The organism is Streptomyces sp. NPDC059564 (genome assembly GCF_042735575.1).
In the GTDB taxonomy this organism is placed as follows: Bacteria; Actinomycetota; Actinomycetes; order Streptomycetales; family Streptomycetaceae; genus Streptomyces.
The window spans coordinates 1-25,599 of the sequence record NZ_JBHWBP010000091.1 but is presented as its reverse complement, the minus strand read 5'-3'; the positions used below and the strand labels follow the sequence as shown (position 1 = coordinate 25,599).

Genomic DNA, 25,599 nt, shown 5'->3' with positions numbered 1-25,599 from the left:
CGGAGTCCCAGGAGGAGCCGAGCACCCGCACCGGGTTCCGCCCGGCCCACCAGGACCCGGCGGTCAGCAGGCCGTCGACGTCGTCGCGGTCCACGGTCAGGTCATCGGCGAAGTGCCGGTCACCGGTGGCGTCGGGCACGTACTTCACACAGACAACGATCCTCAGGCTCACGCCGGCTCTCCTACCGCATCGTCTTTTTTCTGATACCGCCTTGTGCAGGCAGCATAGGCGCCTTCTGGGGCGGATCCCGGTCGGGGCGGCCCGCGCTCCGAAGGGAATGTTACTCGTCAGTACACAGCGGGTCTCCCCGGGTTGCAAGGCCACCGAACTGTGATCTGGCCAACGCCGCCCGAACCCGCCCCAGCAGGGACGATTCAGTCCCGCAACGCGTTGAAGCGTCCCTGGTGGTAGAGCAGCGGCCGGCCCTCGCCCGCCGGGTCCCCCGCCACGGCCTCCGCAATGATCACGCGGTGCTCCCCGGCGGGCACCCTGGCCACCACCCGGCACACCAGCCACGCCAGCACCCCGTCGAGCAGCGGGACCTCGTGCGGCCCCGCCGTCCACGCGGTGCCGGAGCCGAAGCGGTCGGCGCCGCTGCGCGCGAAGAGCCCGGCCAGCTCCCGCTGGTGCTCGCCGAGTATGTGGACGCCGAGGTACTCCGCATCCCGCACGGCGGGCCAGCTGGAGGAGCCCGTGCCGATGGTGAAGGAGAGCAGCGGCGGTTCCGCGGAGACGGAGTTGAGCGAGGTCGCGGTGAATCCGGCGGGCCGGCCGTCGCGCTCCGCGGTGATCACGGCGACCCCGGCGGCGTGCCGGCGGAAGACGGAACGGAGCAGCTCGGGCGATCCGGCCAGGGCGGCGCGGGCGGTGTCCTCGGTGCGGGCGGCGTCCTCCGCGCGCGCGGTGTCGCCCCGGCCGTCGCCGGAGGGGTCTGCGTCGAAAGGTGCGTACGGGGCCGTCGGGAGCGTCGGGGCCGTCATGGGAAGACTTCCTTCTGCCGCGGGAATCGCGGGCGCAGTCGGGGATCGGGGGGCGGAGGCGTTCAGTGATCCCAACAGCGCGCGCTCGCGTAGCGGACGAGGTCCACGTGGACCCGCCCGTAAAGCAGGAGTTCATACCGCATGCCGCAAGCCTGGCGATCTCACATGTACACAGTCAAGCCGCGACGGTCAGATGTCAGGCGCGTCACGCTGCGTGCGGGCGCGCGCACCGGCGCGCCGCTCATACCGCCGCCCCCAGCGCGGCGATCACGTCCGCCTTGCGCGGCATCCCCTCCGCGCGCCGGACGATCCGGCCGGCGGCGTCCAGGACGAGCACGGTCGGGGTCTTCTCGATGCCGAGGGCGCGCACGAGCGCGAGGTTGCGCTCGGCGTCGACCTCGATGTGCGCGACCCCGTCCACCATCGCGGCGACCTCGGCGAGGATCCGGCGGGTGGCCCGGCAGGGCTGGCAGAAGGCGCTGGAGAACTGGACCAGGCTGGCCCGCTCCCCCGGCTCCGCGCCCAGCTCGGCGACGCCGAGCTCCGCAGCGCCCAGCGGCGCCCGTCCGACCGCCTCGCGACCGTCCTGTTCGCGCCCTGGCACGCCCGCTCCCGTCCGCCCCGTCCATGTGTACGTACGCTGATCGCAGCACCCGTCCGGCGCCGCGCATTCCCCGCGTGACGAGAATCTCCCCGGGCACGGGCGTCTGGGCTGGCCAGCGGGCCGTGTTTGGGGCACGATCCCCATGGTCGCGTACCTACGCTTCCGTAACTTCCGGCCGGGAGCACCTCCCCAGGCAGAAAGCGGGGTCTCCCCACCATGGCTGAGCTCGTCTACCCCCCTGTGATCACCGCCGCGCACACCCTCTTCCGCGCGCTGGACATCCGGATCGACATGAAGGGCACCGAGAACATCCCGCGCAAGGGCGGGGCGGTCCTGGTGTCGAACCACATCGGTTACCTCGACTTCATCTTCGCGGGCCTGACCGCGCGGCCGCAGAAGCGCCTGGTCCGGTTCATGGCCAAGGAGTCGGTGTTCCGTCACAAGGTGTCGGGCCCCCTGATGCGCGCGATGAAGCACATCCCGGTGGACCGCAAGCAGGGTGAGGCGGCCTACCAGCACGCGCTCGACTCGCTGCGCTCCGGCGAGATCATCGGGGTGTTCCCGGAGGCGACGATCTCCCAGTCCTTCACCCTCAAGACCTTCAAGTCGGGTGCCGCGCGCATGGCGCAGGAGGCCGGGGTCCCGCTGATCCCGGTGGCGCTGTGGGGCACCCAGCGGCTGTGGACCAAGGGCCGGCCCAAGGACCTCAAGCGCAGCCACATCCCGGTGACGATGCGGGTCGGCGAGCCCCTGGAGGCGCCCACCGACCAGTACGCGGGCGCCATCACCCGCCGGCTGCGCGAGCGCGTGCAGGAGCTGCTCGACGCGGCGCAGGCCGCCTACCCGGCCCGCCCCAAGGGCCCCGAGGACTCCTGGTGGCTGCCGGCCCACCTGGGCGGTACCGCCCCCACGCCGGCGCAGGTCAAGGAAGCGGGCTGACCGTCCCCCCGGCCCGCGCCGGCGCCCAATGGGGCTGGAGCGCGCGCTCAGTTGGGGTTGTCGGCGTGGGTCAGGGTCTCCCACGCCTCGAAGTGGTTCTCGGTGCCCGCGGGGCGCCGGTCCTCGGTGAGCTTGCGGGTGTTCTCCATGCTGACGCCGAGGCGGGTGTGGAGGGCGTTGTAGCCGACCTCGGTGGCGGGGCCGATCCCCCGGGTCAGTTTCCCGCCGCACAGCGAGGACGGCACGGCCGCCCCGAGTTCGTACGCGGCGTGGAAGCCGAGCGCGTACCGGAACCGGTCCTTGAACTGCGGGTACAGGTCGCGGCCCTGGATCCGTGAGGTCTCGGCGACGTGCATGGTCGCGGCGATGGCCATCCCGGTGTGGCCGAAGTCCCGGCAGGTCTCCTGGGCCTGGCCATCCTTGAAGGTGGTCTGGCCGTACCAGTAGTCGACGAGCTCACTCCTGGTGTCGATGTTCGAACGCGGCGGGTAGAGGGGCTGCGGGCCGTCGGAGGACAGGTAGAAGTAGGCCGGGACCCGGCCGAGGTAGATGGCCATCGCCTTGTCGTAGCTCGCGCGGTCGTCGAGGTGGACGGAGATGCCGATGGCCGCGTCCATCATGATCAGTTCCCAGTTGCCGTTGCTGTTCGGCTTCCCGCCGATCACCTCGGGCAGGTAGACGGTGCGCAGCATGGTCGCGAAGCGCCCCTGGTTCGGCCAGCCGCCCGGGTACGTGTGCTTGATGATCTCGGCGGCGCGCGGCCAGGTGGAGCCCGCCCAGCCGCTCTGCAGCGGGGCGTTGGTGTTGGTGTGGTCCTTGATCGTCGCGGACCAGGCGTCCATCAGCTCGATGGACTTCCGGGCGTAGCGGGCGTCCCCGGTGACGGACCAGGCGAGCGCCTGCGTGTACGCGGCGATCGCGTCCTCGCGTTCGTCGGAGCACCCGATGTCGGGGTTGGAGTACGAGCCGCATTCCACGACGGCGCGCGGCTTGGGCGTCCGGGACAGCGAGCCGTACTCACTGGCGAGCATGGCGTCGAACGCCCGCTTCCAGGGCTGGACCCCCGCCCGCACTTTGGTTCGTACGAAGTCCAGTTGCGCGCGGCTGTTGAGGACTCCGGGGTGGGCGAACGCGGCGGCAGCCGCGGGTGCCGGCCCGGCCGGCCGGGCGGGCCCGGCGTGCGCGGCGGTCGTGGGGGTGAGCGCCGCGGCGGCGGCGAGGGCCAGGGCGGCCAACCCTGCGGGGATTCCGTAACGCATGGAACACCTTCCGGTCGGAGGTGGGGGGATCCTGCGGCCGAAGATACTCATGGACATGTCAGGCTGACAACGTTATCCGACAGTAAACTTTCCTATCGGGATCAGGGCCTGGACAGGGCCGGGACCGGGGACCGGGATCAGGAGCCCTCCCGCCTGCGCCGCCGGTGAGCGGCGACCCGGGTCCGCGTCGCGCAGGCACTGGAGCAGTAGCGCCGGGCGCTGCCCGGTCCGGTGCCGAGGAAGAGGCGGCCGCAGCCCGGGGCGGCGCAGGCACCCCAGGCGATGCGCCCGTACTCGGTGAGCAGCTGGGCCAGCACGAGCGCGCCCGAGGCGAGGAACCAGTCGCCCCAGTCCGCCCCGTCCCCGCGGTCCACGTGGAGGTGCCAGGGGTGGCCGTCGTGCCGGGTGAGCCGGGGCCGGGTGCCGCACTCCTCCAGCAGCCCGTTGAGGGCTCCGGCCGCCCGATCCTCGTCCGTCTCGGCGAGCACCAGGGCCATCCGGGCGGCGGCGGCGCGCAGCTCGGCCGCGTCCGCCTCCCCGAAGGAGTCCGGCGCGAGGTCCGCCGGGTGTTCCCCATGCCGGGCGAGGAGCTCCGCGAGGGCGTCGCGCGGCAGGCCGGGGTCGACGCGGACCGCTTCGGCGAACTCGATCAGCCGCCGGGCCGCCGAGAAGCCCCGGCCGTCCCGGCCGTCCCCGTTCCGCAGATCCGCCATCCCGAGTCCTTTCGTCCTGCACCCGTCTGACGTAACGTCTTCCTCGATCATCACGTTACACACTTCACGTTGCACACTGCGGAGGGGGTTCGCCGGTGGGCGGGTTCGGGCGGTACCTGGGGGCGGCGCTGGCCGCGCGCTTCGCGTCCGAAGGCATGGGGCTGGCGGTGGTGCTGCTCGCCCTGGAGCGGACCGGGAGCGCCGCGCACGGGGCGTTCGTCCTGACCGCCTGGCTGGCGCCGCACGTCCTGGCCGCGCCGCTGGCGGGCGCCCTCGCGTCCCGGGTGCGCCGGCCGCGGCTGTTCTACGTGGGCGCGCTGGCCGGGTTCACGACGGCGGTGGCGGCGCTGGCCGTGCTGCTGGGCCGGGCTCCGACGCCGGTGGTGCTCGCGGTGGCGGCCCTCGGCGGCACCTGCGGGCCGATGGTGACGGGCGGGCTCTCCAGCCTGGTCGCCGCCCTGGTCCCGGCGGGCGCCGAGCGGGACCGGGCGTACGGCTGGGACGCCTCCACCTACAACGCGGCGGCGGTGACGGCCCCCGCGGCCGTCGGCCTGGTCGCGGCGCCCTCCTCGGCGGCGTACGCGATGGTGGTCCTGGCCGCCTCCGGGGCCCTGGCGGCCGCCCTGGCCGCGTCCCTCCCGTACGAGGACCCGTGCGCGGGCCCGGCCCACGAGGGCCCCCGCGCCGGGCCGGCGGCTGGGCTGGCCGCGCTGTGGCGGGTACGGGAACTGCGGGCCATCACCTCGGCGACGACCCTGGCCTTCGTCGGCATCGGGTCGCTGACCACCACCTCGGTGCTGCTGGCCGCCGGACTCGGCAGTCCGGGCGCGGGCGGGGTGCTGATGACGGCCTTCGCGGTGGGCGCGCTGGCCGGCTCCCTGACGCTGGGCCGCGTGACGTCCGTGGCGCCGGGCCGGCTGGCCCGCTGGGGCATGGCGGGCACGGGGGTGGCGCTCGCGGCGGCGGCCTTCGCCCCCGGCGTCGCGCTGACGGCGGCGGCGTTCGCGGCGGCCGGCGTGTGCGACGGGCCGCTGCTGACGGCGACGCTGCGGATCCGCTCGGAGCACGCCCCGGACGGGGTGCGGGCCCAGGTGTTCACCCTGGGGGCGGGGCTCAAGCTGACGGCGGCCTCGGCCGGCGCCGCCCTGGTGGGGCTGGCCGCCGCCGCGCCGCCGTGGGCGCTGCTGCTCGGGATCGCCGGGCTGCAGCTCGCGGCCGCCGCCCTGCACGCGCTGATCGGGGCACGGGGGCCCGTACCCGAGAAGGCGCCTACAGGGCCGTCGGCAGGTTCCGCCACAGCTCCCGCCGGTCCGCGGACCCCTGGAGCGCCTTGAGCGCGGCGGGGTGCGGGGCGGCGTGCAGCGCGGGGTAGTCGCACTCGCCGAGCTCCGGGCGCACGGGGAAGGCGAGCTCCTCCCGGTCGAGGCTGAAGCGGGCGTCGACGCCGGGCTTGTTGCCGCGCGGGTCGACGCGGGACCAGCGGTCGGCTCCGGGCAGCCGGAGGGCGACCAGCCCGTGGACGACCGGATCCGAGCCGTCGTCCTCGGTGAGGCGCTGGTAGCAGAGGGCCGCCGGAATGCCCCGGGCGCGCAGCAGGGCGGCGAGGGCGTGGGACTTGGCGTAACAGATGCCGTTGCGGGTGCTCAGCACCTCGGAGGCGCGCCAGGGGACGCGTTCGTCGCCGGTGTCCCCCGAGTCGGCGGAGTGGACGACGGTGTCGCGGACGAACTCGAAGGCGACTTCGGCGTAGGCGCGGGCTTCTCCGGTGGCCGTCCAGAGGGCGTCGGCGGTCTCGCGGACGAAGGGGTGGTCGTGGTCGATCGCCTCGTCGGCCGCGAGGTAGGCGGCGAGGCCGGAATGCTCCTGGATCATTTCCATGATCCAGGAGCATACCTATGCGCAAGTCCGCATGACTATTGAATTTAGCGGGCCAGCTCTTCCTTCAGCGCCTGGAGGAAGCCGTCGACGTCCTCCTCCTGGGTGTCGTAGCTGCACATCCACCGGACGTCGCCGGCGATCTCGTCCCAGAAGTAGAAGCGGTAGCGCTCCTGCAGCCGCCGCGTGACCTCGTGCGGCAGCCGCGCGAACACCGCGTTCGCCTGCACCGGGTAGAGGATCTCCACCCCGTCGGTCTGGCGGACGCCCGCTTCCAGCCGCTGCGCCATCGCGTTGGCGTGGCGGGCGTTGCGCAGCCACAGGTCCTTCGCGAGGAGCGCTTCGAGCTGCACCGACACGAAGCGCATCTTGGAGGCGAGCTGCATCGACATCTTGCGGATGTGCTTCATCTGCCGGACGGAGTCCGGGTTCAGCACGACGACGGCCTCGCCGGCCATCATCCCGTTCTTGGTGCCGCCGTAGGACAGCACGTCCACGCCGACCGCGTTCGTGAAGGCGCGCATGGGCACGTCGAGCGAGGCCGCCGCGTTGGATATCCGGGCGCCGTCGAGGTGGACCTTCATGCCCTTGCCGTGCGCGTGCTCGCAGATGGCACGGATCTCGTCCACGGTGTAGACCGTGCCCAGCTCGGTGTTCTGGGTGATCGAGACGACCTGCGGCATCGCCCGGTGCTCGTCCTCCCAGCCCCAGGCCTGCCGGTCGATGAGCTCGGGGGTGAGCTTGCCGTCCGGGGTGGGGACGGTGAGCAGCTTGAGGCCCGCCATCCGCTCGGGCGCGCCGCCCTCGTCGACGTTGATGTGCGCCGTCTCGGCACAGACCACCGCGCCCCAGCGGTCGGTGAGGGCCTGCAGGGCCGTCACGTTGGCGCCCGTACCGTTGAAGACCGGGTAGGCCTCGGCGTGCGGGCCGAAGTGGCTGCGGAAGACCTGCTGCAGGTGCTCGGTGTACTCGTCGTCGCCGTAGGAGACCTGGTGGCCCCCGTTGGCCAGTGCGACGGCCGCCAGGACCTCCGGGTGCACCCCGGCGTAGTTGTCGCTGGCGAAGCCGCGCACCGCCGGGTCGTGGTGGCGACGGGCGTCCGTCTTCGCCTGGGACTTCCTGATCGCGGTCTTCACGGCAGCGTTCTTCACGGTTGGGGAGTGAGCCACAGACGCTGTCCGTTCACATCGGAGGCGGGCCGCTCCCAGACGCCGGCGATGGCCTCGGCCAGCTCCTTGACGTCGGTGAAGCCCGCGAACTTCGCATTGGGACGCTCGGCGCGCATCGCGTCGTGCACCAGTGCCTTGATGACCAGGATCGCAGCCGCCGCGCCGGGGCCGTCCTCGCCCCCCGCCTTGCGGAAGGAGTCCGCCATGGCGAGGGTCCACGCCTCGGCGGCCGCCTTGCCGGCGTTGTACGCGGCGTTGTTGGCGACCGGCTTGTGCGCGCCGGACTGGCTGATCAGCACGAAGCGGCCGCGGTCGCTGCGCAGCAGGCCGTCGTGGAAGGCGAGCGAGGTGTGCTGGACCGTGCGGATGAGGAGCTTCTCCAGGAAGTCCCAGTCCGCGAGGTCGACGTCGGTGAAGGTCTTGCTGCCGCGCCAGCCGCCGACGAGGTGGACGACCCCGTCGATCCGGCCGAACTCCTTCTCGGTGCGGTCGGCCCAGGCCTTGGTGGCCTCCAGGTCGAGCAGGTCGACGGTGTCACCGGTGACGGTGGCGCCGCCGTGGGCGTAGCGGGCGGCGTCCACGGCCTCCGCGAGGCGTCCCGCGTCGGCGTCGGAGGCGACGACCACGGCCCCCGCCTCGGCGAGGCGGAGCAGGGTGGCGCGGCCGGCGGGGCCGCCGGCCCCGGCCACCGCCACCACCGCTCCGTGGAGCTTGCCGTTGCCGTTCCCGGAGCCGTTCATCTGTGCAGCCTCCTGAGGGCGAGTGCTCACGCGGCGACCTGCTCGGCCGTCCCGGCGTTCAGGGCGGTGATGCCCTTGGTCGAGGCGATCACACCCTTGAGCTTCTTGGCGAGGGCCTCGTAGAACATGCTGAGCGGAAACTCGTCCGCGAGCACGTCGTCCACGAGCTTGCGCGGCGGCTGCGTCAGGTCGAGGGCGTCGGGGCCCTTGGCCCACTTGGAGCCCGGGTGCGGGGCGAGGTACGTCGAGACCAGTTCGTAGGCCTTGAACCAGTGGACCAGCTTCGGGCGGTCGATGCCCGCGCGGTAGAGGTCCTCGATCTCGGCGCACAGCTGGTTGGTGACCTGCGGGGCGCGCATCCAGTCGATCTTCAGCTTGTTGTCCGTCCAGCGCACGACGTCGTGCTTGTGGAGGTACGCGAAGAGCAGCTGACCGCCGAGACCGTCGTAGTTGCGGTTGCGGTCACCGGAGACGGGGAAGCGGAACATCCGGTCGAAGAGGACGGCGTACTGGACGTCGCGGCCGTGCTCGTTGCCCTCGGACTCCAGCTTCACGGCCTCCTTGAAGGCGGTGAGGTCGCAGCGCAGCTCCTCCAGGCCGTACATCCAGAACGGCTGGCGCTGCTTGATCATGAAGGGGTCGAACGGCAGGTCGCCGTGGCTGTGGGTGCGGTCGTGGACCATGTCCCACAGGACGAAGGCCTTCTCGCAGCGCTCCTGGTCCTCGACCATCCGGGCGATGTCCTCGGGCAGCTCGATGCCGAGGATGTCGACGGCGGCCTCGGTCACCTTGCGGTAGCGGGCGGCCTCGCGGTCACAGAAGATGCCGCCCCAGGTGAAGCGCTCGGGGGCCTCGCGGACGGCGATGGTCTCCGGGAAGAGCACCGCGGAGTGGGTGTCGTAGCCCGGGGTGAAGTCCTCGAAGGTGATGCCGAGGAAGAGCGGGTTGTCGTACCGGGTGCGCTCCAGCTCGGAGAGCCACTCGGGCCACACCATCTTCAGCACGACGGCCTCGAAGTTGCGGTCCGGGTTGCCGTTCTGCGTGTACATCGGGAAGACCACGAGGTGCTGGAGCCCGTCCTCGCGCCCGGCGGCCGGGTGGAAGGCCAGCAGGGAGTCGAGGAAGTCCGGCACGCGGAAGCCGCCGGCGACCCACTTGCGCAGGTCGGCGACGAGCGCCCGGTGGTACGCCCTGGCGTGCGGCAGCAGCGGGGACAGCACCTCCACGGCAGCGGTCACCCGCTCCACGGCGGCCTCGACGGCGGCGGGGGAAGGCGCGCCCTCGGCCTCGAAGTCGATCGAACCGTCCTTGGCCTGCCAGGGGCGGATCTCCTCCACGGCGGCCTTGAGCTCGGGCCACGCGGGGTGGTCGACCACCCGCGCCCCAGCGGTTATCACGGCACCGCCGGCACCCGGCACAAGAGTTTCCGTCATGTCACTTCCTCCACAGGAGAACCTCACGTCAAGACAGCGTATGCATGTAAGGGTCTCTTGCTCAAGAGTTAACTCGGGAAAATATTCGCCGCACTACCCACTCCACCGAAATTCTTCCCGTCATTACGGGTGGAAGCCACCACTCCGCCTAGGAGGCCCGAGGGATGCCCGAGAAGTGCGGGATCACCTTCTCCCCCCACTGGCGGAGCGTCTCCAGGCAGGCCTCCTGCGGCACCGTGCCCATCTGGATCAGGCACATCACCTCGTCCGCGCCCGCGTCGCGCAGCCGCTCCACGTACGCGATGGCCTCGTCCGCGCTCCCGTACGCGTGGTCCGCGTTGAAGGTGGCGGTGGAGGCCGGCCGGACGGGGATGTCCAGCTCGTGCAGCCGGGCGACGACCTGCTCGGCGGCCCGGCGCATCTCGGCCGCCTCGTCGGCGCCCGCCACCACCGCCTCGTCCGGGATGCCCGCGCCCCCGTACCAGTGGCCGATGGACTGCGCGAAGAACCGCTGGCCCCGGATGCCGATCCGCCGGGCCTCCCCCGGATCGTCGAGCACGATGGTCGGGCAGAGCACCGAGAAGTGGTCGTTGACCACCGTGGAGACGAAGTCGCTCCCGTCCCGCGCCGCGCGCGCCGCGTCGTACACGGCCCGCATCCCGGCGATCGACTCCGGCCCGGCGAACCCCATCACCAGCGCCCCGACGCCCAGCTCCGCGGCCCGCACCAGGGTCTCGCCCCGGCTGCACGCCAGGAAGAGCGGCGGGTGCGGGGTCTGCGCCGGGCGCGGCAGGATCGGGTGCGGGGCGATGTCCAGCAGCGGGCCGTGGTGCTCCAGCTCCTCCTCCCGCCAGGCCTTCCCGATGATCCGCAGCGCCTCCTCCACCTCCGCGGTGGTGCGCTCCCGGTCCACGCCGCACAGCGAGGTCTCCTGCTCCGTGCCCCCGCGCCCGGCGCCCAGGTCGAGGCGGCCGCCGGACAGCAGGTCGAGCATGGCGGCGCGCTCGGCGACCCGGACCGGATGGTTGAAGTTGAAGGGCATGCACACGACGCCGTGCCCGATGCGTATGGTGTGCGTCCGGGCCGCGACCCAGGTCAGGAAGATCTCCGGGGCGGACATGTGCGCGTACCACTTCAGGGAGTGGTGCTCGACGGCCCAGATCCGGTCGAATCCCATGCGTTCGGCGAGCACCGCCTGCTCGACGCAGTCGCGGATCACCTGGTGCTCCCGTTCCACGGTCGGGTCGGCGAGCTGAGCTTCGAAGATGACGGAGAACTTCACGATGCCTCCAGGGTTGCGTCCACTGCCCGGACTCACTTCTATTCGGAATATGACTAGTAGTCAGACGCCGAACAAGCAAGAGCTCCCGCCGACCGCGTGGGCCGTCCTCGGCCTGCTGTCGTTCCCCGGCGAGCGCACCGGGTACGAGCTGAAGAAGTGGGCGGACTCCTCCCTGCGCTTCTTCTACTGGTCGCCGGCCATCAGCCAGATCTACGCCGAACTGCGGCGGCTGGAGGAGCTCGGCTACGCGGCCTCCGCGCGCTCGGGGCCCGAGGAGGCCCGCACCAAGCGCCGGTACGCCATCACCGACGCGGGGCGCGCGGCCCTCTCCGGCTGGGCCGGCGACACCGCGGAGGCGGGCCCGCCGGTGCTCAAGCACGGGCTGCTGCTGCGGATCTGGCTCGGACACCTGTCGGAGCCGGAGCGGCTCTGCGCGATGGTGGAGGACCACCGGGAGCGGACCGTGGCCGAGCTGGCCGCCGTACGCGAGGCCATGCGGCACGCGGCGGAGGTCCCGGAGTGGGCCTTCCCCGTCCTCGCGCTGCGCTGGAGCGAGCGGCAGCACCTGGCGGAACTGGAGCTGGCCGACGCCCTGCTGGCGGACCTCGCCGAGGTCCGGGAGCACGCCGGGGAAGCGCCGCGGACGCCCCCGGAGGCCGTGCGTCAAGCCGGCGGGGACGCGCCCACGCCCGGGTGACGCGTCACGGCGGCTCCGGGGCCGTGCCGCGCGTACGGCCCTGGCGGGAAGCGGCCGGGCGGCCCGCGCGGGCCGCCGCACGACCGGTCCCCTCGCACGCGCGGCGCACTAGCATGCGTCCTCACCGCGCGCTGCCGGTCGGGACACCGCTGCCGCGCGCCGAGCCGCCGTCGACGGAAGCGAGAGAACCTTGACTTTCCTCACCATCGGTCACCGCGGGGTCATGGGCGTCGAACCGGAGAACACCCTGCGGTCGTTCGTCCGCGCGGAACGTTCCGGGATGGACGCCATCGCGCTGGACGTCCGCCTCAGCAAGGACGGCGCCCTCGTCGTCCTGCACGACGCCGAAGTGGACCGCACCACCGACGGCGCGGGCGCCGTCGCCGACCTGACCCTGGCCGAACTGCGCGGGCTGGACGCGGGCGGGGGCGAGCGCGTACCGGTCCTGGAGGAGGTGCTGGACGCCGTCGGTGCCCCGCTCCAGGTGACGGTCCACGACCAGGGCGCCGCCCAGGCCCTCGCGGAGCTGATCGTGCGCCGCGACCTGACCTCCCGGGTGGAGGTGGCCTCCGGCGACGGCGGCCTCCTCGCCTCCGCCGCGGGGCGGGCCCCGGGCGTCCGGACGGTCCTGCGGGTGTCCGGGCACCGCGAGGGCGTCGTGGAACTGGCCCTCGCGGCGGGCGCGCGGACCCTCGCGCTCGACATCCACAAGATCGCCCTGGAGACGGTGGAGGCGGCGCACGCGGCCGGTCTGCGGGTGACGGGCTGGACGGTCAACACCCTGGATCAGCTGCGGCTGGCGCGTGCCCTCCAACTGGACGGCGCCGCCACGGACTTCCCGGAGATCCGCAGCACGGGCCGCTTCACCGCCTGAGCGGCCGGGCTCGTCAGAGGGTCTTGACGAGCAGTTCGAAGGCCAGGTCTTCGCGGAGCGGCACGCCGAAGCGCTCGTCGCCGTAGGGGAAGGGGCTCAGCTCGCCGGTGCGCTCGTAGCCGCGGCGCACGTAGTAGGCGATGAGCTCCTCCCGTACGTTGACCACCGTCATCCGCATCTCCTTGGCGCCCCAGGTCTCGCGGGCGCGGCGCTCGGCCTCGGCCATGATCTCCTTGCCGAGGCCGCCGCCCTGCAGGCCGGGGCGGACGGCGAACATGCCGAAGTAGACGTGGTCCCCGCGGTGTTCGAGCTGGCAGCAGGCGATCAGCTCGCCGGCCCGCTCGACGACGAGGAGTTCGCCGTCCGGATTGGCGATGACCGCGCGGACGCCGTCGGGGTCGGTGCGCTGCCCGTCGAGGAAGTCGGCCTCGGTGGTCCAGCCGGCCCGGCTCGCGTCGCCCCGGTAGGCGGACTCGACCAGGATCACCAGCTCCGGTACGTCGGCCTCCACGGCGCTGCGGTAGCTCAGGGCGGCGGAGTGGGCGGTCGGCATCGGGGGAGCTCCGTTCGGTACGGCGGCACGTGGCGTGCCGGGTGCGGCAGGGAGAGCGTAACTCGGGGCGATGTGAGGGCGTCGTGAGGGCGGCGTGAGAGGGCCGCCGGGCGGGCATCCCTTCCGGTGACGCCGACGAACCGGGAGGTTCCGCCGTGCACGGACCCGCGATGTCCCTCTCCCCCTTCTCCGCCTCCGCCGTCTCCGCCTGGCTGCTGGTCCTGCTCTGCGCCGTGAGCGGTACGTACTGTCTGCTGCGGGCGCGCAGAGCGGACCGGCGGACGCGGGGCGCGGCCGCGGGCGAGGCGGTGATGGGCCTGGGGATGGCGGCGATGGCCGTGCCCTCCGGGACCGGGGCCTGGGGGCCGCAGATCCTGCTGGCCGTCTTCTGCGGGGCGGCGGTCCACGCGCTGTGGCTGCTGCGCGGCGGGGCGCACCACGCGCACCACCTGGTCGGCTCGCTGGCGATGGCGTACATGGCGCTGGAGATGACCGCGGCCGGGGCGGGGCAGGGACACGGGCACGGCCGGGCGGGGCTGCCGCTGGTGACGGGGGCGCTGCTCGTCTACTACGCCGGGTACGTGCTGCTGGGCGGGGCCCGGCTGGTGACGGCGGGCGGCGGGGCGCTGCCGGGCGCCGTGGCCGAACGGGGGCCCGGCGGGGCCGGCGACCTGACGCGGGCCTGCCGACTCGCCATGGGGACGGGGATGTTGGCGATGCTGCTGACCATGTGAGGCCCGGCCGCGGCGGGGCGGAACGTGTCCTGCGTCACCAATGCCCCGGGACCGTACCCGTCGGCGGACCGCCCCTCATAGGCTGGCGGACATGATGGTCCCCGCCGCTCTCCTGCTGCTCGGCGCACTGACCGCGGTGCTCGCTCCCCGTCTGCTGGCCCGGGCCCAGTGGCCCGACCGCGAACCCGTCGTCGCGCTCTGGGCCTGGCAGTGCGTGGTGGGCGCGACCCTGTTGTGCCTGGCCCTGTCGATGCTGCTCAGCGCGGCCGCCGCCTGGCAGGCGGTGCGGGGCGGGCTGTTCGCGGCGGCCCCGCACGGGGTGGTCGACGCGTACGCGCTGGGGGCGGCGGGCGGACCCTGGGCCGCCGGTACCGCGCTGGCGCTGGCCTGCGGGGGCCTGTGGACCGGCGCGATGCTGACCCGGGAAGTGCTGCGGGCGCGGGCCCGGCGGCGCACGAGCGGGGCCGAACTGCTGCTGCGCGCCCCGCTGTTGCCCGGCGAGGACCCGGCGGCGGCGAAGCTGGTGGTGCTGGAGGGCCCGCGTCCGGAGGCCTGGTGGCAGCCGGGTGCGGTCCCGCGGCTGGTGGTGACTACGGCCGCGCTGGGCCGGCTCAAGGGCAGCCAGCTCGACGCGGTGCTGGCGCACGAGCAGGGGCACGTGGCGGCCCGGCACGACTGGCTGCTGCACTGCTCGCGGGCGCTGTCGCAGGGGTTCCCGCAGGTGCCGGTGTTCGCGGCGTTCGAGGCGGAGATGCACCGGCTGGTGGAACTCGCCGCCGATGACGTGGCCTCCCGGCGCTACGGGCGCCTGACCATCGCGCTGGCCCTGGTCGGGCTGAACGAGGACCGGGGGGTGTTCGGCCCCTGCCCGACCGAGGCGCACGTCCCCCAGCGGGTGCGGCGGCTGCTGTCGCCCGCGCCGCGCCTGTCGGCGGGCCGCCGGCTGCGGCTGACGGCCCTGGCCACCTTGGTGCCCGCCGTACCGCTGGCGGTGGCCCTCGTACCGGGACTCAGCGCGCTGGCGTAGGTCCGGTCAGACCTGTTCGGTCGGACGGACCAGCAGCTCCGACACCGCGACGTGCCGGGGGCGGCTGACGATGTAGCCGATCGTGTCGGCGACGTCCCGGGCCTCCAGCCGTTCGATCGAGCCGAAGAGGCGCGTGAGCTGCTCCTGGACCTCGGGGCTGTTGTGCTCGCGCAGTTCCGTGTCCACCGCTCCCGGTTCTACGACCGACACCCGGACGTGCTGGGCGGCCGTCTCCTGGCGCAGCGCCTCACTGAAGGCGACCACCCCGTACTTGGTGGCGCAGTAGCCGGCGGCGGTCGCCACGGCGAGGCGCCCGGCCACGGAGGAGACGTTGACGATGTCGGCGACCCGGCGGTCGCCGTCGGCGGCGGCCGCGATCAGGTGCGGCAGCGCCGCGTGGGTGGTGTTCATCAGGCCGGTCAGGTTGATGTCGGTCATGCGCCGCCACTCGTCGGTGCCGGCGTCGGCCGCCCGTCCGAGGATCATCAGGCCGGCGTTGTTGACGAGGGTGTCGAGGCGGCCCAGCTCGTTGACCGTCCGCTCGACGGCCTCGCGCACCTGGGTCTCGTCCGTCATGTCGGCGGCGATGACGAGGGCCGTCGCGCCCGCGTCGCGCAGCCGCCCGGACAGCTCGTCCAGCCGTTCGGCGCGGCGGGCGACGAGCGCGACCGCCGCGCCCCGGTCCGCCAGGGCCTCGGCCGTGGCCGCGCCGATACCGCTCGAAGCCCCGGTGACCAGGGCGACCGTTCCCCGCAGTGCTGCGTCCACGACCGTCTCCTCCTCCGGACGAGGGTGACCGTCCCACAGGACAGGATGCGCCCGTGCGCGGCGGCGCGCGCGTGGGAGGAGGAGGGGGAAGGGGTGCCTGCTCGGGGTGATCCCCCGCGTCACCCCGAGCAGACGGTCCCGCGCGCTGAGTATATTGGCCCGGAGCCAGTCAACGCAGGAGTAAGCATGTCCCCGCGCAGCGCATCGGTCAATGAAGAATTGCGCAGACGTTCCCGGGAGCGGCTGCTGCAGGCGACGGTCGAACTGGTCGCCGAACGCGGCTACGAGGCCACGAAGCTCGGCGACATCGCCGACCGTGCGGGCGCGGCCCGCGGCCTGGTCTCGTACTACTTCCCGGGCAAGCGGCAGCTGCTGCAGTCGGCCGTGCACCGGCTGATGCACAGGACGCTGGAGGCGGGCCTGGAACGCGAGCCGCACAGCGACGACGGCCGCGAGCGCCTGGCCCGGGCGATCGACGCGATCCTGGGGCTGGCCCGCGACCAGCCCCGGCTGATGCGCACGCACATGGCGGGGATCCTGCAGGCGGAGGGTTTCATCCAGTGCCCGGAGCAGCAGCGGCTCGCGGCCCTGTTGCGGGACACCGTGGTCCGGTACGGCTCGCGGGACGTGGACACGGACTATCCGCTGCTGCGGGCACTGCTGATGGGCGCGGTGGTGGCGGTGCTGCTGCCGGGGGCGCCGATGCCCGCTACCCGGCTGCGGGCGGAGCTGTTCCAGCGGTACGGGCTGGACTGGGAGCTGGGTGTCCCGCCGGACGGCGGACCGCCCGGCGGAACGTTTCCCCCCTAGGAGGCTCCGGACATCAGTGGTACTCGGGCTGGCTCTGCACGTTGAGCCGGTCCATCCGTACCCACTTGGCGCTCTCGGTGCGCCAGTCGTCGAGCCTCAGCACGTCGAGGCCCTTGGCGATGTCGTTCGAGTAGATGTGCCCGTTGTAGTAGTACGCCGACCAGGAGCCGCCGAGGCCGAGCTGGTCGGTGGTCAGCGGGCCGCGCTCGAAGTAGCCGATCTCCTTGGGACGGGTGGAGTCGGTGAAGTCCCAGACGGAGACGCCGCCCTGGTACCAGGCCTGGACCATGATGTCGCGGCCGCCGCCGACCGGGATCAGCGAGCCGTTGTGGGCCACGCAGTTCTCGGTGTCGGCCTGGTGGCGCGGGATCTTGAAGTAGCCCTTGAAGACCAGCTTGCGCTGGTCGCCGCGGCCGGTGATGTCGTAGATGCCGTCGGCGCCCCGGTCCGGGCCGGTGGCCTCGTTGCAGGTGGCGCTGCCGCCGCCGCCCAGCTCGTCGGTGAACACCACCTTGTCGGCATCCTCGTTGAATGTCGCCGAGTGCCAGAACGCGAAGTTGACGTTGTCCTGGACGCGGTCGATGACCCTGGGCTGCTCCGGATCGCTGATGTCGAAGAGGATGCCGTCGCCCATGCAGGCTCCGGCGGCCAGGTCCTCGGACGGCAGCACGGTGATGTCGTGGCAGCCGGTGGTCTTGGAGACGCCGGGGTTGGCGGGCGCGCCCGGGTTGCCGCCGTCCGGGAAGAGGACCGGGAAGGCGACGACGGCGGCCTTGGTCGGGGCCTTCTTCGGGACCTTGACGACCGAGATGCCGTCGTGCGGCGGCTTGCAGTCGGGGAAGGCCTCGTTGGGCGAGTACGAGGCGACGTAGAGGTAGATGTCGCGGCCGCCCGGCACCAGCGTGTGGGTGTGGGAACCGCAGTTGGTCTCGACGGACTTGATGTACTTGGGGTTCTTCTTGTCCTTGATGTCGAAGATCTTGATGCCCTCCCACGAGGACTTCTCCGTGGCGGGCTGCGAGACGCTGTTGCAGGAGTCGTCGCTGCGCGAGGAGTCCGTGGAGAGGAACAGCAGGTCACCGGAGACCGAGATGTCGTTCTGGCCGCCGGGGCACAGGACCTGGGTGACCACCTTCGGGGACTTCGGGTTGGCGATGTCGTAGATCGTGAAGCCGTCGTAGTTGCCCGCGTAGGCGAAGTTCCCCTGGAACGCGAGGTCGGAGTTGATGGCCTTGGGGTTGGCGCTGGGGATGTTGGCCAGGGGCTTGATGTTGCGGCTGTGCACGATCTCGTCCTGACCGGGGATCTCGCCGGGGGCGAGTTCGCGGTCGGGGGCGGGGCCGGCGCTCCGCCCGGAACCGGCTCCCGGCGATAGATCGCCGGGGTCGGGGGTGGCGGCCGCCGGTCCGGCGGTGGCCAGGAGCGTAGTGAGGAGCCCGGCGGCGGCCAGGGCCACCCCCAGACTCCGGTGGCGCACTCTTGCGGTGTGCAACGTGGTCACTGTGCCTCCCGTGGGGGCCCGTACGTTTCGCTCCTCGTGGGAACGGAACCTGGACCCCGGCAGTATCTTCCTTTCCATGGACATGGCAAACGCATTACTCGGCCGATTCCTGGGGGCGGCGCTGGCCGCCGGACTCCTCCTCACGCTCACCGGCTGCCAGGACGACGGCGGTGGCGGGGGCACACGGGCAGCCGGGGACGGGACCGTGGTGGTCGCCCCCGGCAAGCCGGGCGAGAAGGCCCGCACCCTCACCCCCGAACAGGCCGCGAAGGAACGTCCCGACGACACCCCGAACGCCGCCGACCACGCCTACGTGCGGCACATGACCGAACACCACCGCCAGGCCCTCGCGATGAGCGCCCTCGCCCCCGAGCGGGCCTCGGCGGACGCCGTCAAACGGCTCGCGGAGCGCATCGCGGCCGCGCAGAAACCGGAGATCGCGGCCATGGAGAAGTGGGTCGCCCTCCACCCCGCGCCCAGCCCCGACCCGGCCGCCCACGACCACGCGGCAATGCCTGGCATGGCGACGGAAGCGCAGCTCAAGGAGTTGACGGAGGCCAGGGGCGGCGACTTCGACCGGCTCTTCCTGAAGCTGATGACCGCCCACCACGAGGGCGCCCTCAAGATGGCCGGCGAGGCGCTGGCCGGGGGCAACAACGTCGCCGTCGAGGAGATGGCCACCGAGGTGGTGGCCACCCAGACCGCCGAGATCCACCGAATGCGCGCGATGGGCTGACGGGTCCGGGCGCCGGTGTCATGCTGGGAGCACCTGCGGGAGGAGCTCCGCCGTGCTTCGTGTCGCCGTCGTCGGTTCGGGCCCCAGCGGGGTCTACGCCGCTCAGGCACTGGTCCAGCAGCGTGAGGTGCCGGGCGTACGGGTCGACGTACTGGACCGGCTGCCGGCGCCGTACGGGCTCGTGCGGTACGGGGTGGCCCCCGACCACGAGAAGATCAAGTCGCTGACCGGAAGCCTGCGGTCGGTGCTGGAGGACGACGGGATCCGCTTCCTCGGGAACGTGGAGGTCGGCGGCGAACTCCTGCCCACCGCCCGGCTGTCGGAGCTGTACCACGCGGTGGTGTACTGCGTGGGCGCGGCGCGCGACCGGATGCTGGGCATCCCCGGCGAGGACCTGGCCGGGGTGCACTCCGCGACGGAGTTCGTGTCCTGGTACAGCGGGCACCCGGACGCCGGGTCCTTCGACCTCGGCGGGGTGCGCTCGGCGGTGGTGGTCGGCGCCGGGAACGTCGCGGTGGACGTGACACGGATCCTGGCCCGGGGCGTGCCCGAGCTGGAGCCGACCGACATGCCCCAGCCGGCGCTCGGCGTACTGGCCGGGAGCGGGCTGCGGTCGGTGGCGATGGTGGCCCGGCGCGGGCCCTCGCAGGCCAGGTTCACCACCAAGGAACTCCGCGAACTGGGCACCCTGCCGGGGGTTGACGCCCGGGTGGACCCCGCCGAGCTGGCCCTCGACCCGGATTTCACCGACCCGGCCGCCGCGGCGGCGCTGCCCGCCGTGGCCCGGCGGAACCTGGAGGTGCTGCGCGGCTGGGCGGAGCCCGCGGCGGAGGCCGAAGCTGGCTCCGGCGCCGCCCCGCGGAGCATCTCGCTGCGCTTCTACCTGCGCCCGGTCGAGCTGCTCGGCGGGCCGCAGGGGCGGGTGCGCGGGGTGCGCTTCGAGCGGACCGCCCCCGACGGCCGGGGCGGGGTGACCGGGACGGGCGCGTACGAGGACCTCGAAGCCGAGCTGGTGCTGCGCTCGGTGGGGTACCTGGGCGTACCGCTGGCCGGGCTGCCCTTCGACGCCTCCACCGGAACGGTCCCGCACGCGGCGGGCCGGGTGGTGCGGGCGGGCCGGGCCTCGGTCGGCGAGTACGTGGCGGGCTGGATCAAGCGCGGCCCGACCGGGGTGATCGGCACCAACCGGCCGTGCGCCAAGGAGACGGTGTCCTCCCTGCTCCAGGACGCGGGCGAGCTGGCCCGCCGCGACCGGCCGGACGACCCGCTGGACGCCCTGAGGGCGGCCGGGCTGCACCCCGTGGAGTGGCCGGGCTGGCTGGCCATCGAGGCGGCCGAAGTCGATCTGGGCCGCTCCCTGGGCCGCCGCACGGTGAAGATCCCCGACTGGCCGGGCCTGCGCACGGCGGCGGGCCTCGGGTAGGCGGGGCAACGGGCCGGGCCCCGGGCCGGCCCGCCTTCCGCACTCCGCGGGCGATGGGTTAGGTTCCCTGGCGTGACCGAGGATCTTGGGCGGGTACTGGCCGGACGGTACCGGCTGTCCGGGTTACTGGGCCGGGGCGGCATGGGGACCGTCTGGCGTGCCCACGACGAGCACCTGGACCGGGAAGTGGCCGTCAAGGAACTCCGGCTTCCCGAGGGCCTGGACACCGCCCAGCGGGACGCGTGGGTCGCCCGCCTGGACCGCGAGGCGCGCGCGGCCGCCCGGCTGAAGCACCCCGGCGTCATCACCGTGCACGACCGCGTCACCAGTGACGACGGGCGCCCGTGGATCGTCATGGAGCTGGTCCGCGGCCCCTCCCTCGACGACCTGGTCAAGACACAGGGCCCGCTGTCGCCGGCCCGGGTCGCGGCGATCGGCCTCCAGGTCCTGGCCGCGGTCCGGGCCGTGCACGGCATGGGCATCACGCACCGCGACATCAAGCCCTCCAACGTGCTGCTCGAAGGGGAGCGGGTGGTGCTGACCGACTTCGGGATCGCCGCCCTGGAGGGCGAGGTGACCCTGACGCGTTCGGGCGCCCTCCTGGGGACCCCGGTGTACATGTCCCCCGAGCAGGTCCACGGCCTTCCGGCGACGGCCGCGTCCGACCTGTGGTCCCTGGGCGCGACGCTGTTCACCGCCGTGGAAGGGCACCCGCCCTACGAGGGCTCCGGGGCCGTGGCGGTCTTCGTCGCCGTCGCCACCGAGGAACCCGCCGCCCCCGTCCGCGCCGGCGCGCTCACCCCCGTACTGACGGGGCTCCTGTGCAAGGACGCGGCCCGGCGGATGACCGCCGAGACCGCGTACGAGCTGCTCGGCGAGCTCGCGCGGAACGCCGGGCCCCTCGTGGCCCCGTCCTCCCCGCCGGAGCCCCCGGCCACGCGGCGGCTGGTGCGGGCGGGCGGGGAGGGGCCGGCGGCGGAGCCGCCGCCGGAGTCCGCGCCCGGGCGGAAGCCACCCGGCCGGCCGCGCGCCTCTCTCCTCGGCGCGCTGGTGCTGATCGGCGTCGCGGTCCTCGTGGCCGTTCCCGCGTGGTCGCCGTGGGCGGGGCGCCACGACGGCGGCGCGGGCTCCCCCGGCTCCACTTCCCCGGCCTCCTCGACCGGGCCGTCTCCGTCCCCGTCCCCGTCCCCGTCCCCTTCTCCGTCCGCTTCTCCGTCCGCTTCTCCGTCCGCTTCGACCTCACCGTCGGCCGCGGCGACCACGCCCCGGGCCTCCGCGACGCCCCGTCCGACGCACACCCCGCTCGACCGCGAGGCCGTCGACCGGGTCTTCCGCGTCTACATGGACGGGCTGGCCGGCCAGGACATGACGTCGCTGCGGCGGGGCACCTGCCCGCGGCTGCGTTCCACCCTGCTCGGCTTCGCGCTCAACGGCTACTACGTGGCCCGCTGGGAGCTCCTGCCGTACGAGATCCCCGGCTCGATGGACCAGCTCAGCGTCGAGGCGAGGATCACCCAACGGGACCCGGACACCGGGGAACTGGCCGGCGAGGTCCTCTACCAGTGGATCGTCGAACGCGACGCCGACCGGAACTACTGGGTCTGCGGGTGGCTCAACGGGCGCTGAGCGCCCCGCCCCGCGCGGCGACGCGGGCTTCCTCGGCGGAGGCGGCCGTGAGGACGGCGTCCAGCAGGCCGGGGAAGAGGGCCTGGAGTTCGGCGCGGCGCAGGCCGTTCATCTTGGCCGTGCCCCGGTAGGTCTGGCGTACGACGCCGCTCTCGCGCAGGACGCGGAAGTGGTGGGTGGTCGTCGACTTGGTGACCGGCAGGTCGAAGTACGAGCAGGCCACTTCGGCGTCGGTGGTCGCGAGGTCGCGGACGATGGACAGCCGGACCGGGTCGGAGAGCGCGTGCAGCACCGCTTCGAGGCGGATGGCCTCCGGCTCGGGGTGGGCCAGCGCGCGGGCCGTGTCAGGTTCCGTCATGTCCGGCTCCACTCGTTCGGATCGGCTGTGCCCGCCGGGCGGCGGACTCCCATCGTACGAGAACCGTCGTAGGACGGGCGGGGTGACCGGTGGGGGTGCGGCGCGGGCGTGGGGAACTCCCGCGCCGCACCCGGTTTCACCAGGAGCGGTGGTACTGGACGGGCATGCGGAGCTCCCCGCCGAGTTCGGCGGCGGCGCGGCGGGCCCAGTAGGGGTCGCGCAGCAGCTCCCGGCCGAGCAGGATGGCGTCCGCCTCGCCGTTGGCCAGGATCTTCTCGGCCTGCTCCGGCTCGGTGATCAGGCCGACGGCGGCCGCGGGGAGGGCGGTCTCGGCCTTGACGCGGGCCGCGAACGGCACCTGGTAGCCGGGGCCGACGGGGATGTCGGCGTGCGGGGCGAGGCCTCCGGTGGAGACGTCGAGCAGGTCCACCCCGTGCTCCCGCAGCAGGCCGGCCAGCCGGACCGTCTCGTCGGCCGTCCAGCCCTCCCCGTCCAGCCAGTCGGTGGCGGAGATCCGGAAGAACAGCGGGAGTTCCTCGGGCCACACCGCCCGTACGGCGTCGACGACTTCGAGGGCGAGGCGGGTGCGGTTCTCGAAGGAGCCGCCGTACGCGTCGGTGCGCCGGTTGCTCTGCGGGGAGAGGAACTCCCCGATGAGGTAGCCGTGGGCGCCGTGCACCTCCAGCACCTCGTACCCGGCCTCCAGCGCGCGCCGGGCCGCGTCGGCGAACTGTCCGGTGATCTCCCGGATCTCCTCGACGGTGAGGGCGTGCGGCACCGGGTCGCCCTCGCGGAACGGCACGGCGCTCGGCGCGGCGGGCGTCCAGCCGTGCGCCTCGGGCCCGACCGGGCGGCCGCCCTTCCAGGGCCGCTCGGTGGAGGCCTTGCGGCCGGCGTGGGCGATCTGGATGCCGGGGACGGCGCCCTGGGACTTCACGAAGCCGGTGATCCGGCGCAGCGCCCGGACCTGCGCGTCGTTCCAGATGCCGAGGTCGTAGGGGCTGATCCGGCCCTCCGGGGAGACGGCGGTGGCCTCCTGGATGATCAGGCCGGTGCCGCCGGTGGCGCGGGCCGCGTAGTGCGTGAAGTGCCAGTCCTGGGCCACGCCGGCGTCCGGGCCGTCGGGCGCGGCGCTGTACTGGCACATCGGCGCCATCCAGACGCGGTTCGGGATGGTCACCGACCGCAGGGTGCAGGGCTGGAACAGGGCGGCGAAGGCGGCGGGGGCAGCGGCACTCATGGGGCTCTCCAGACGTCACCGGACACGGGCCGGGGATCGGCGCTAAGTACGAGGAACACCGTACTACGAATTCCCTCGTAGTACGAGACTTCACGTACAAGCCGTCGCGCCGCCGCCGCGCGCCGCCCGGCCGCTGTCGGCGGCCGGGTGCAGACTGGCCGAAAAGCCGCCGCGGAGGACGAGGACGTCCGGAGGTACCGGCCATGACCGACGCAGTACTGCTCGTGGGAACCCGTAAGGGGCTGTTCATCGGCCGCCGCCGGGACGCCGGGCCCTGGGAGTTCGACGAACCGCACTTCAACGCCCAGGCCGTGTCGGCCGTGGCCATCGACGGGCGGGGGCCGTCACCCCGGCTGCTGGTCGGCGGGGACAGCTCGCACTGGGGGCCGTCCGTCTTCACCTCGGACGATCTCGGCGCCACCTGGCAGGAGCCCGCCGAGCCCGCCGTGAAGTTCCCGAAGGACACCGGCGCCTCCCTGGAGCGGGTCTGGCAGCTGCACCCGGCGGGCCCCGAGGCCCCGGACGTGGTCTACGCCGGAACGGAGCCGGCCGCGCTGTTCCGCTCCACCGACCGCGGCGCGTCCTTCGAGCTGGTCCGCCCGCTGTGGGAGCACCCGACCCGGTCCGCGTGGGTGCCGGGCGGCGGGGGCGAGGGCCTGCACACGGTGATCACCGACCCGGCCGACCCGGCCGCCGTGACGGTGGCCGTCTCCACCGCCGGGGTGTTCCGCACCGAGGACGGCGGGGCCAGCTGGACCCCGTCCAACCACGGGGTCTCGGCGGTGTTCCTGCCCGATCCGCACCCCGAGTTCGGCCAGTGCGTCCACAAGATCGCCCAGGACGCCGGGAACTCCGACCGGCTCTACCTCCAGAACCACTGGGGGGTGTACCGCAGCGACGACGCGGGCGCCGAGTGGACCGACATCGGTGCGGGACTGCCCTCCGACTTCGGCTTCGCCGTGGCCGCCCACCCACACCGCCCCGACACCGCCTACGTCTTCCCGCTCAACGCCGACTCCGACCGGGTCCCGGCCCAGCACCGCTGCCGGGTCTACCGCACCGAGGACGCGGGGGCCCGCTGGGAGCCCCTCACCCAGGGCCTGCCCTCCGACGACCACTACGGCACGGTGCTGCGGGACGCCCTGTGCACCGACGACGCGGACCCGGCGGGCGTCTACTTCGGCAACCGCAACGGCGAGCTGTACGCCAGCCACGACGACGGCGACACCTGGCAGTTGCTGGCCGCCCACCTGCCGGACGTCCTGTGCGTGCGGGCGGCCGTTCTGCGCCGACCCGTTGAGCCACTAGAGTGATCCACCGTGGCAGCACGACCGTTGAACGAGATCGTCGAGCCGGGCTGGGCCCGCGCTCTGGAGCCGGTGGCGGCGCAGGTCGCCGCGATGGGCGACTTCCTGCGCGCCGAGATCGCGGCGGGCAGGACCTACCTCCCGTCGGGGCCGAACGTGCTGCGCGCGTTCCAGCAGCCCTTCGACGAGGTGAAGGTGCTGATCGTCGGCCAGGACCCCTACCCCACCCCGGGGCACGCGATGGGCCTGTCCTTCTCGGTGGCGCCCGAGGTCGACCCGTGGCCGCCCAGCCTGGACAACATCTTCCGTGAGCTGCACGCGGACCTCGGGACGGGCCGCCCGCTGAACGGCGACCTGACCCCGTGGACCCGGCAGGGCGTGCTGCTGCTGAACCGCTCGCTGACCACCGCCCCGCGCAAGCCCAACGCCCACCGCGGCAAGGGCTGGGAGGCGGTCACCGAGCAGGCGATCCGGGCCCTGGCGGCCCGCGGCAAGCCGCTGGTGTCGGTGCTGTGGGGGCGTGACGCCCGCAACCTGCGGCCACTGCTGGGCGAGCTGCCCGCCGTGGAGTCGGTGCACCCCTCCCCGATGTCCGCCGCCAACGGATTCTTCGGCTCCAGGCCGTTCAGCAGGACCAATGACCTGCTGGTTCGCCAGGGAGCACAGCCCGTGGACTGGCGCCTGCCCTCAGCAAGTTGAACCGTATATGACATTGAACTACGACATTCAATGGATAAATACGGACAGATGCCGCCCGAACAGGCCCTGCCCGAACACCAGGTTCCGATAAGCCAGTAGCATGCGGCGCCATGAGCTCCCCCACTGGGCCCGCAAATGGCCTGCCCGTACGAATGCCGCGACCCCGCCAGACCGGACGGCACCGCCGGCCCGAGCCCGCGGTGGCGCCCGAGGGCGCGCCCGCGCTGGTGCTCGCCGTGCCCGGTGTGCCC

At 73.2% G+C, this 25,599-nt stretch carries 27 protein-coding genes and 1 pseudogene; 12 read left to right on the top strand and 16 right to left on the bottom strand.

All coding sequences use genetic code 11. From position 1 onward, the window contains the following. From ACFV0Q_RS17905 to ACFV0Q_RS17890, 4 genes and pseudogenes are all read right to left on the bottom strand, one after another. A pseudogene (locus tag ACFV0Q_RS17905) lies at positions 1-172 on the bottom strand (electron transfer flavoprotein subunit beta); the annotation flags it as partial. 203 nt (positions 173-375) lie between these two features. Further along, positions 376-1,008 (bottom strand): flavin reductase family protein, encoded by a 633-nt coding sequence (locus tag ACFV0Q_RS17900; RefSeq protein ID WP_385006331.1) that lies wholly within the window; start codon positions 1,006-1,008, stop codon positions 376-378. A 35-nt stretch (positions 1,009-1,043) separates the two neighbouring features. Next, complete coding sequence (locus ACFV0Q_RS17895; protein ID WP_356870695.1) at positions 1,044-1,124, bottom strand: putative leader peptide; 81 nt, start codon at positions 1,122-1,124, stop codon at positions 1,044-1,046. Positions 1,125-1,222: 98 nt separating this feature from the next. Beyond that, positions 1,223-1,585, bottom strand: coding sequence for a thioredoxin family protein (locus ACFV0Q_RS17890; RefSeq protein ID WP_385006329.1), 363 nt, complete (start codon positions 1,583-1,585; stop codon positions 1,223-1,225). 216 nt (positions 1,586-1,801) lie between these two features. On the opposite strand from ACFV0Q_RS17890, the gene ACFV0Q_RS17885 reads away from it, so the two are divergent. After that, on the top strand, positions 1,802-2,524 hold the full coding sequence (locus tag ACFV0Q_RS17885) for a lysophospholipid acyltransferase family protein (protein ID WP_385006327.1): 723 nt from the start codon (positions 1,802-1,804) through the stop codon (positions 2,522-2,524). Between the two features lie 47 nt (positions 2,525-2,571). Here the strand turns inward: ACFV0Q_RS17885 and ACFV0Q_RS17880 are convergent, their stop codons facing one another. Both ACFV0Q_RS17880 and ACFV0Q_RS17875 read right to left on the bottom strand, forming a co-directional pair. Then, the gene (locus ACFV0Q_RS17880; RefSeq protein ID WP_385006325.1) at positions 2,572-3,783 is read right to left on the bottom strand and encodes an alginate lyase family protein; all 1,212 of its coding nucleotides are present in this window, start codon (positions 3,781-3,783) and stop codon (positions 2,572-2,574) included. 137 nt (positions 3,784-3,920) lie between these two features. Next, positions 3,921-4,496, bottom strand: a complete 576-nt coding sequence (locus tag ACFV0Q_RS17875; protein ID WP_385006323.1) for a CGNR zinc finger domain-containing protein — start codon at positions 4,494-4,496, stop codon at positions 3,921-3,923. Positions 4,497-4,591: 95 nt separating this feature from the next. Between ACFV0Q_RS17875 and ACFV0Q_RS17870 the strand changes: the two genes are divergently transcribed. Further along, positions 4,592-5,830, top strand: coding sequence for an MFS transporter (locus ACFV0Q_RS17870; RefSeq protein ID WP_385006321.1), 1,239 nt, complete (start codon positions 4,592-4,594; stop codon positions 5,828-5,830). Here the strand turns inward: ACFV0Q_RS17870 and ACFV0Q_RS17865 are convergent. From ACFV0Q_RS17865 to ACFV0Q_RS17845, 5 genes are all read right to left on the bottom strand, one after another. Continuing rightward, a complete protein-coding gene (locus ACFV0Q_RS17865; protein WP_385006319.1) occupies positions 5,766-6,374 on the bottom strand; it encodes a transglutaminase family protein in 609 nt (202 codons plus the stop codon). The two genes, ACFV0Q_RS17870 and ACFV0Q_RS17865, sit on opposite strands and share 65 nt — an antisense overlap. 44 nt (positions 6,375-6,418) lie before the next feature. Next, positions 6,419-7,522, bottom strand: coding sequence for a threonine aldolase family protein (locus ACFV0Q_RS17860; protein ID WP_385006317.1), 1,104 nt, complete (start codon positions 7,520-7,522; stop codon positions 6,419-6,421). Further along, positions 7,519-8,280, bottom strand: coding sequence for an SDR family oxidoreductase (locus tag ACFV0Q_RS17855; protein ID WP_385006315.1), 762 nt, complete (start codon positions 8,278-8,280; stop codon positions 7,519-7,521). The genes ACFV0Q_RS17860 and ACFV0Q_RS17855 overlap by 4 nt, the downstream gene beginning before the upstream one ends. 26 nt (positions 8,281-8,306) lie before the next feature. Then, positions 8,307-9,713 (bottom strand): DUF6421 family protein, encoded by a 1,407-nt coding sequence (locus ACFV0Q_RS17850; RefSeq protein WP_385006313.1) that lies wholly within the window; start codon positions 9,711-9,713, stop codon positions 8,307-8,309. A gap of 148 nt (positions 9,714-9,861) precedes the next feature. Beyond that, positions 9,862-10,995: an LLM class flavin-dependent oxidoreductase gene (locus tag ACFV0Q_RS17845; RefSeq protein ID WP_385006311.1), complete on the bottom strand. Its 1,134-nt coding sequence runs from the start codon at positions 10,993-10,995 to the stop codon at positions 9,862-9,864. A 49-nt stretch (positions 10,996-11,044) separates the two neighbouring features. Between ACFV0Q_RS17845 and ACFV0Q_RS17840 the strand changes: the two genes are divergently transcribed. Both ACFV0Q_RS17840 and ACFV0Q_RS17835 read left to right on the top strand, forming a co-directional pair. Continuing rightward, complete coding sequence (locus ACFV0Q_RS17840) at positions 11,045-11,692, top strand: PadR family transcriptional regulator (protein WP_385006309.1); 648 nt, start codon at positions 11,045-11,047, stop codon at positions 11,690-11,692. A gap of 190 nt (positions 11,693-11,882) precedes the next feature. After that, the gene (locus ACFV0Q_RS17835; protein WP_385006307.1) at positions 11,883-12,566 is read left to right on the top strand and encodes a glycerophosphodiester phosphodiesterase; all 684 of its coding nucleotides are present in this window, start codon (positions 11,883-11,885) and stop codon (positions 12,564-12,566) included. 13 nt (positions 12,567-12,579) lie between these two features. On the opposite strand, the gene ACFV0Q_RS17830 is transcribed toward ACFV0Q_RS17835, so the two are convergent. After that, positions 12,580-13,119 carry a GNAT family N-acetyltransferase gene (locus ACFV0Q_RS17830; RefSeq protein WP_385006305.1) on the bottom strand — a complete coding sequence of 180 codons (540 nt, stop codon included), beginning with the start codon at positions 13,117-13,119 and terminating at the stop codon, positions 12,580-12,582. Between the two features lie 155 nt (positions 13,120-13,274). Here ACFV0Q_RS17830 and ACFV0Q_RS17825 point away from each other — a divergent pair, with 155 nt between their 5' ends. Next, a complete protein-coding gene (locus ACFV0Q_RS17825; protein WP_385006303.1) occupies positions 13,275-13,853 on the top strand; it encodes a DUF5134 domain-containing protein in 579 nt (192 codons plus the stop codon). A gap of 91 nt (positions 13,854-13,944) precedes the next feature. Further along, positions 13,945-14,880 (top strand): M56 family metallopeptidase, encoded by a 936-nt coding sequence (locus ACFV0Q_RS17820; RefSeq protein ID WP_385006301.1) that lies wholly within the window; start codon positions 13,945-13,947, stop codon positions 14,878-14,880. A gap of 6 nt (positions 14,881-14,886) precedes the next feature. Here the strand turns inward: ACFV0Q_RS17820 and ACFV0Q_RS17815 are convergent, their stop codons facing one another. Beyond that, positions 14,887-15,648, bottom strand: coding sequence for an SDR family NAD(P)-dependent oxidoreductase (locus ACFV0Q_RS17815; protein WP_385006299.1), 762 nt, complete (start codon positions 15,646-15,648; stop codon positions 14,887-14,889). A gap of 186 nt (positions 15,649-15,834) precedes the next feature. Between ACFV0Q_RS17815 and ACFV0Q_RS17810 the strand changes: the two genes are divergently transcribed. After that, positions 15,835-16,458, top strand: coding sequence for a TetR/AcrR family transcriptional regulator (locus ACFV0Q_RS17810; RefSeq protein ID WP_385006297.1), 624 nt, complete (start codon positions 15,835-15,837; stop codon positions 16,456-16,458). 13 nt (positions 16,459-16,471) lie between these two features. On the opposite strand, the gene ACFV0Q_RS17805 is transcribed toward ACFV0Q_RS17810, so the two are convergent. Further along, on the bottom strand, positions 16,472-17,959 hold the full coding sequence (locus tag ACFV0Q_RS17805) for an LVIVD repeat-containing protein (RefSeq protein WP_385006295.1): 1,488 nt from the start codon (positions 17,957-17,959) through the stop codon (positions 16,472-16,474). Positions 17,960-18,035: 76 nt separating this feature from the next. Between ACFV0Q_RS17805 and ACFV0Q_RS17800 the strand changes: the two genes are divergently transcribed. From ACFV0Q_RS17800 to ACFV0Q_RS17790, 3 genes are all read left to right on the top strand, one after another. Next, entirely contained in the window at positions 18,036-18,695 is a 660-nt protein-coding gene (locus ACFV0Q_RS17800) for a DUF305 domain-containing protein (protein WP_385006293.1), read from the top strand. Positions 18,696-18,747: 52 nt separating this feature from the next. Next, on the top strand, positions 18,748-20,118 hold the full coding sequence (locus ACFV0Q_RS17795) for an FAD-dependent oxidoreductase (RefSeq protein ID WP_385006291.1): 1,371 nt from the start codon (positions 18,748-18,750) through the stop codon (positions 20,116-20,118). Positions 20,119-20,190: 72 nt separating this feature from the next. After that, a complete protein-coding gene (locus ACFV0Q_RS17790; RefSeq protein WP_385006289.1) occupies positions 20,191-21,744 on the top strand; it encodes a serine/threonine-protein kinase in 1,554 nt (517 codons plus the stop codon). Here the strand turns inward: ACFV0Q_RS17790 and ACFV0Q_RS17785 are convergent. Both ACFV0Q_RS17785 and ACFV0Q_RS17780 read right to left on the bottom strand, forming a co-directional pair. After that, positions 21,731-22,102, bottom strand: coding sequence for an ArsR/SmtB family transcription factor (locus tag ACFV0Q_RS17785; protein ID WP_385006287.1), 372 nt, complete (start codon positions 22,100-22,102; stop codon positions 21,731-21,733). The two genes, ACFV0Q_RS17790 and ACFV0Q_RS17785, sit on opposite strands and share 14 nt — an antisense overlap. A 136-nt stretch (positions 22,103-22,238) precedes the next feature. After that, positions 22,239-23,342: an NADH:flavin oxidoreductase/NADH oxidase gene (locus ACFV0Q_RS17780; protein ID WP_385006285.1), complete on the bottom strand. Its 1,104-nt coding sequence runs from the start codon at positions 23,340-23,342 to the stop codon at positions 22,239-22,241. 203 nt (positions 23,343-23,545) lie between these two features. On the opposite strand from ACFV0Q_RS17780, the gene ACFV0Q_RS17775 reads away from it, so the two are divergent. Then, positions 23,546-24,655, top strand: a complete 1,110-nt coding sequence (locus ACFV0Q_RS17775; RefSeq protein ID WP_385006283.1) for a WD40/YVTN/BNR-like repeat-containing protein — start codon at positions 23,546-23,548, stop codon at positions 24,653-24,655. A gap of 6 nt (positions 24,656-24,661) precedes the next feature. Next, complete coding sequence (locus ACFV0Q_RS17770; RefSeq protein ID WP_385006281.1) at positions 24,662-25,348, top strand: uracil-DNA glycosylase; 687 nt, start codon at positions 24,662-24,664, stop codon at positions 25,346-25,348. The last annotated feature ends 251 nt before the right edge of the window (positions 25,349-25,599 follow it).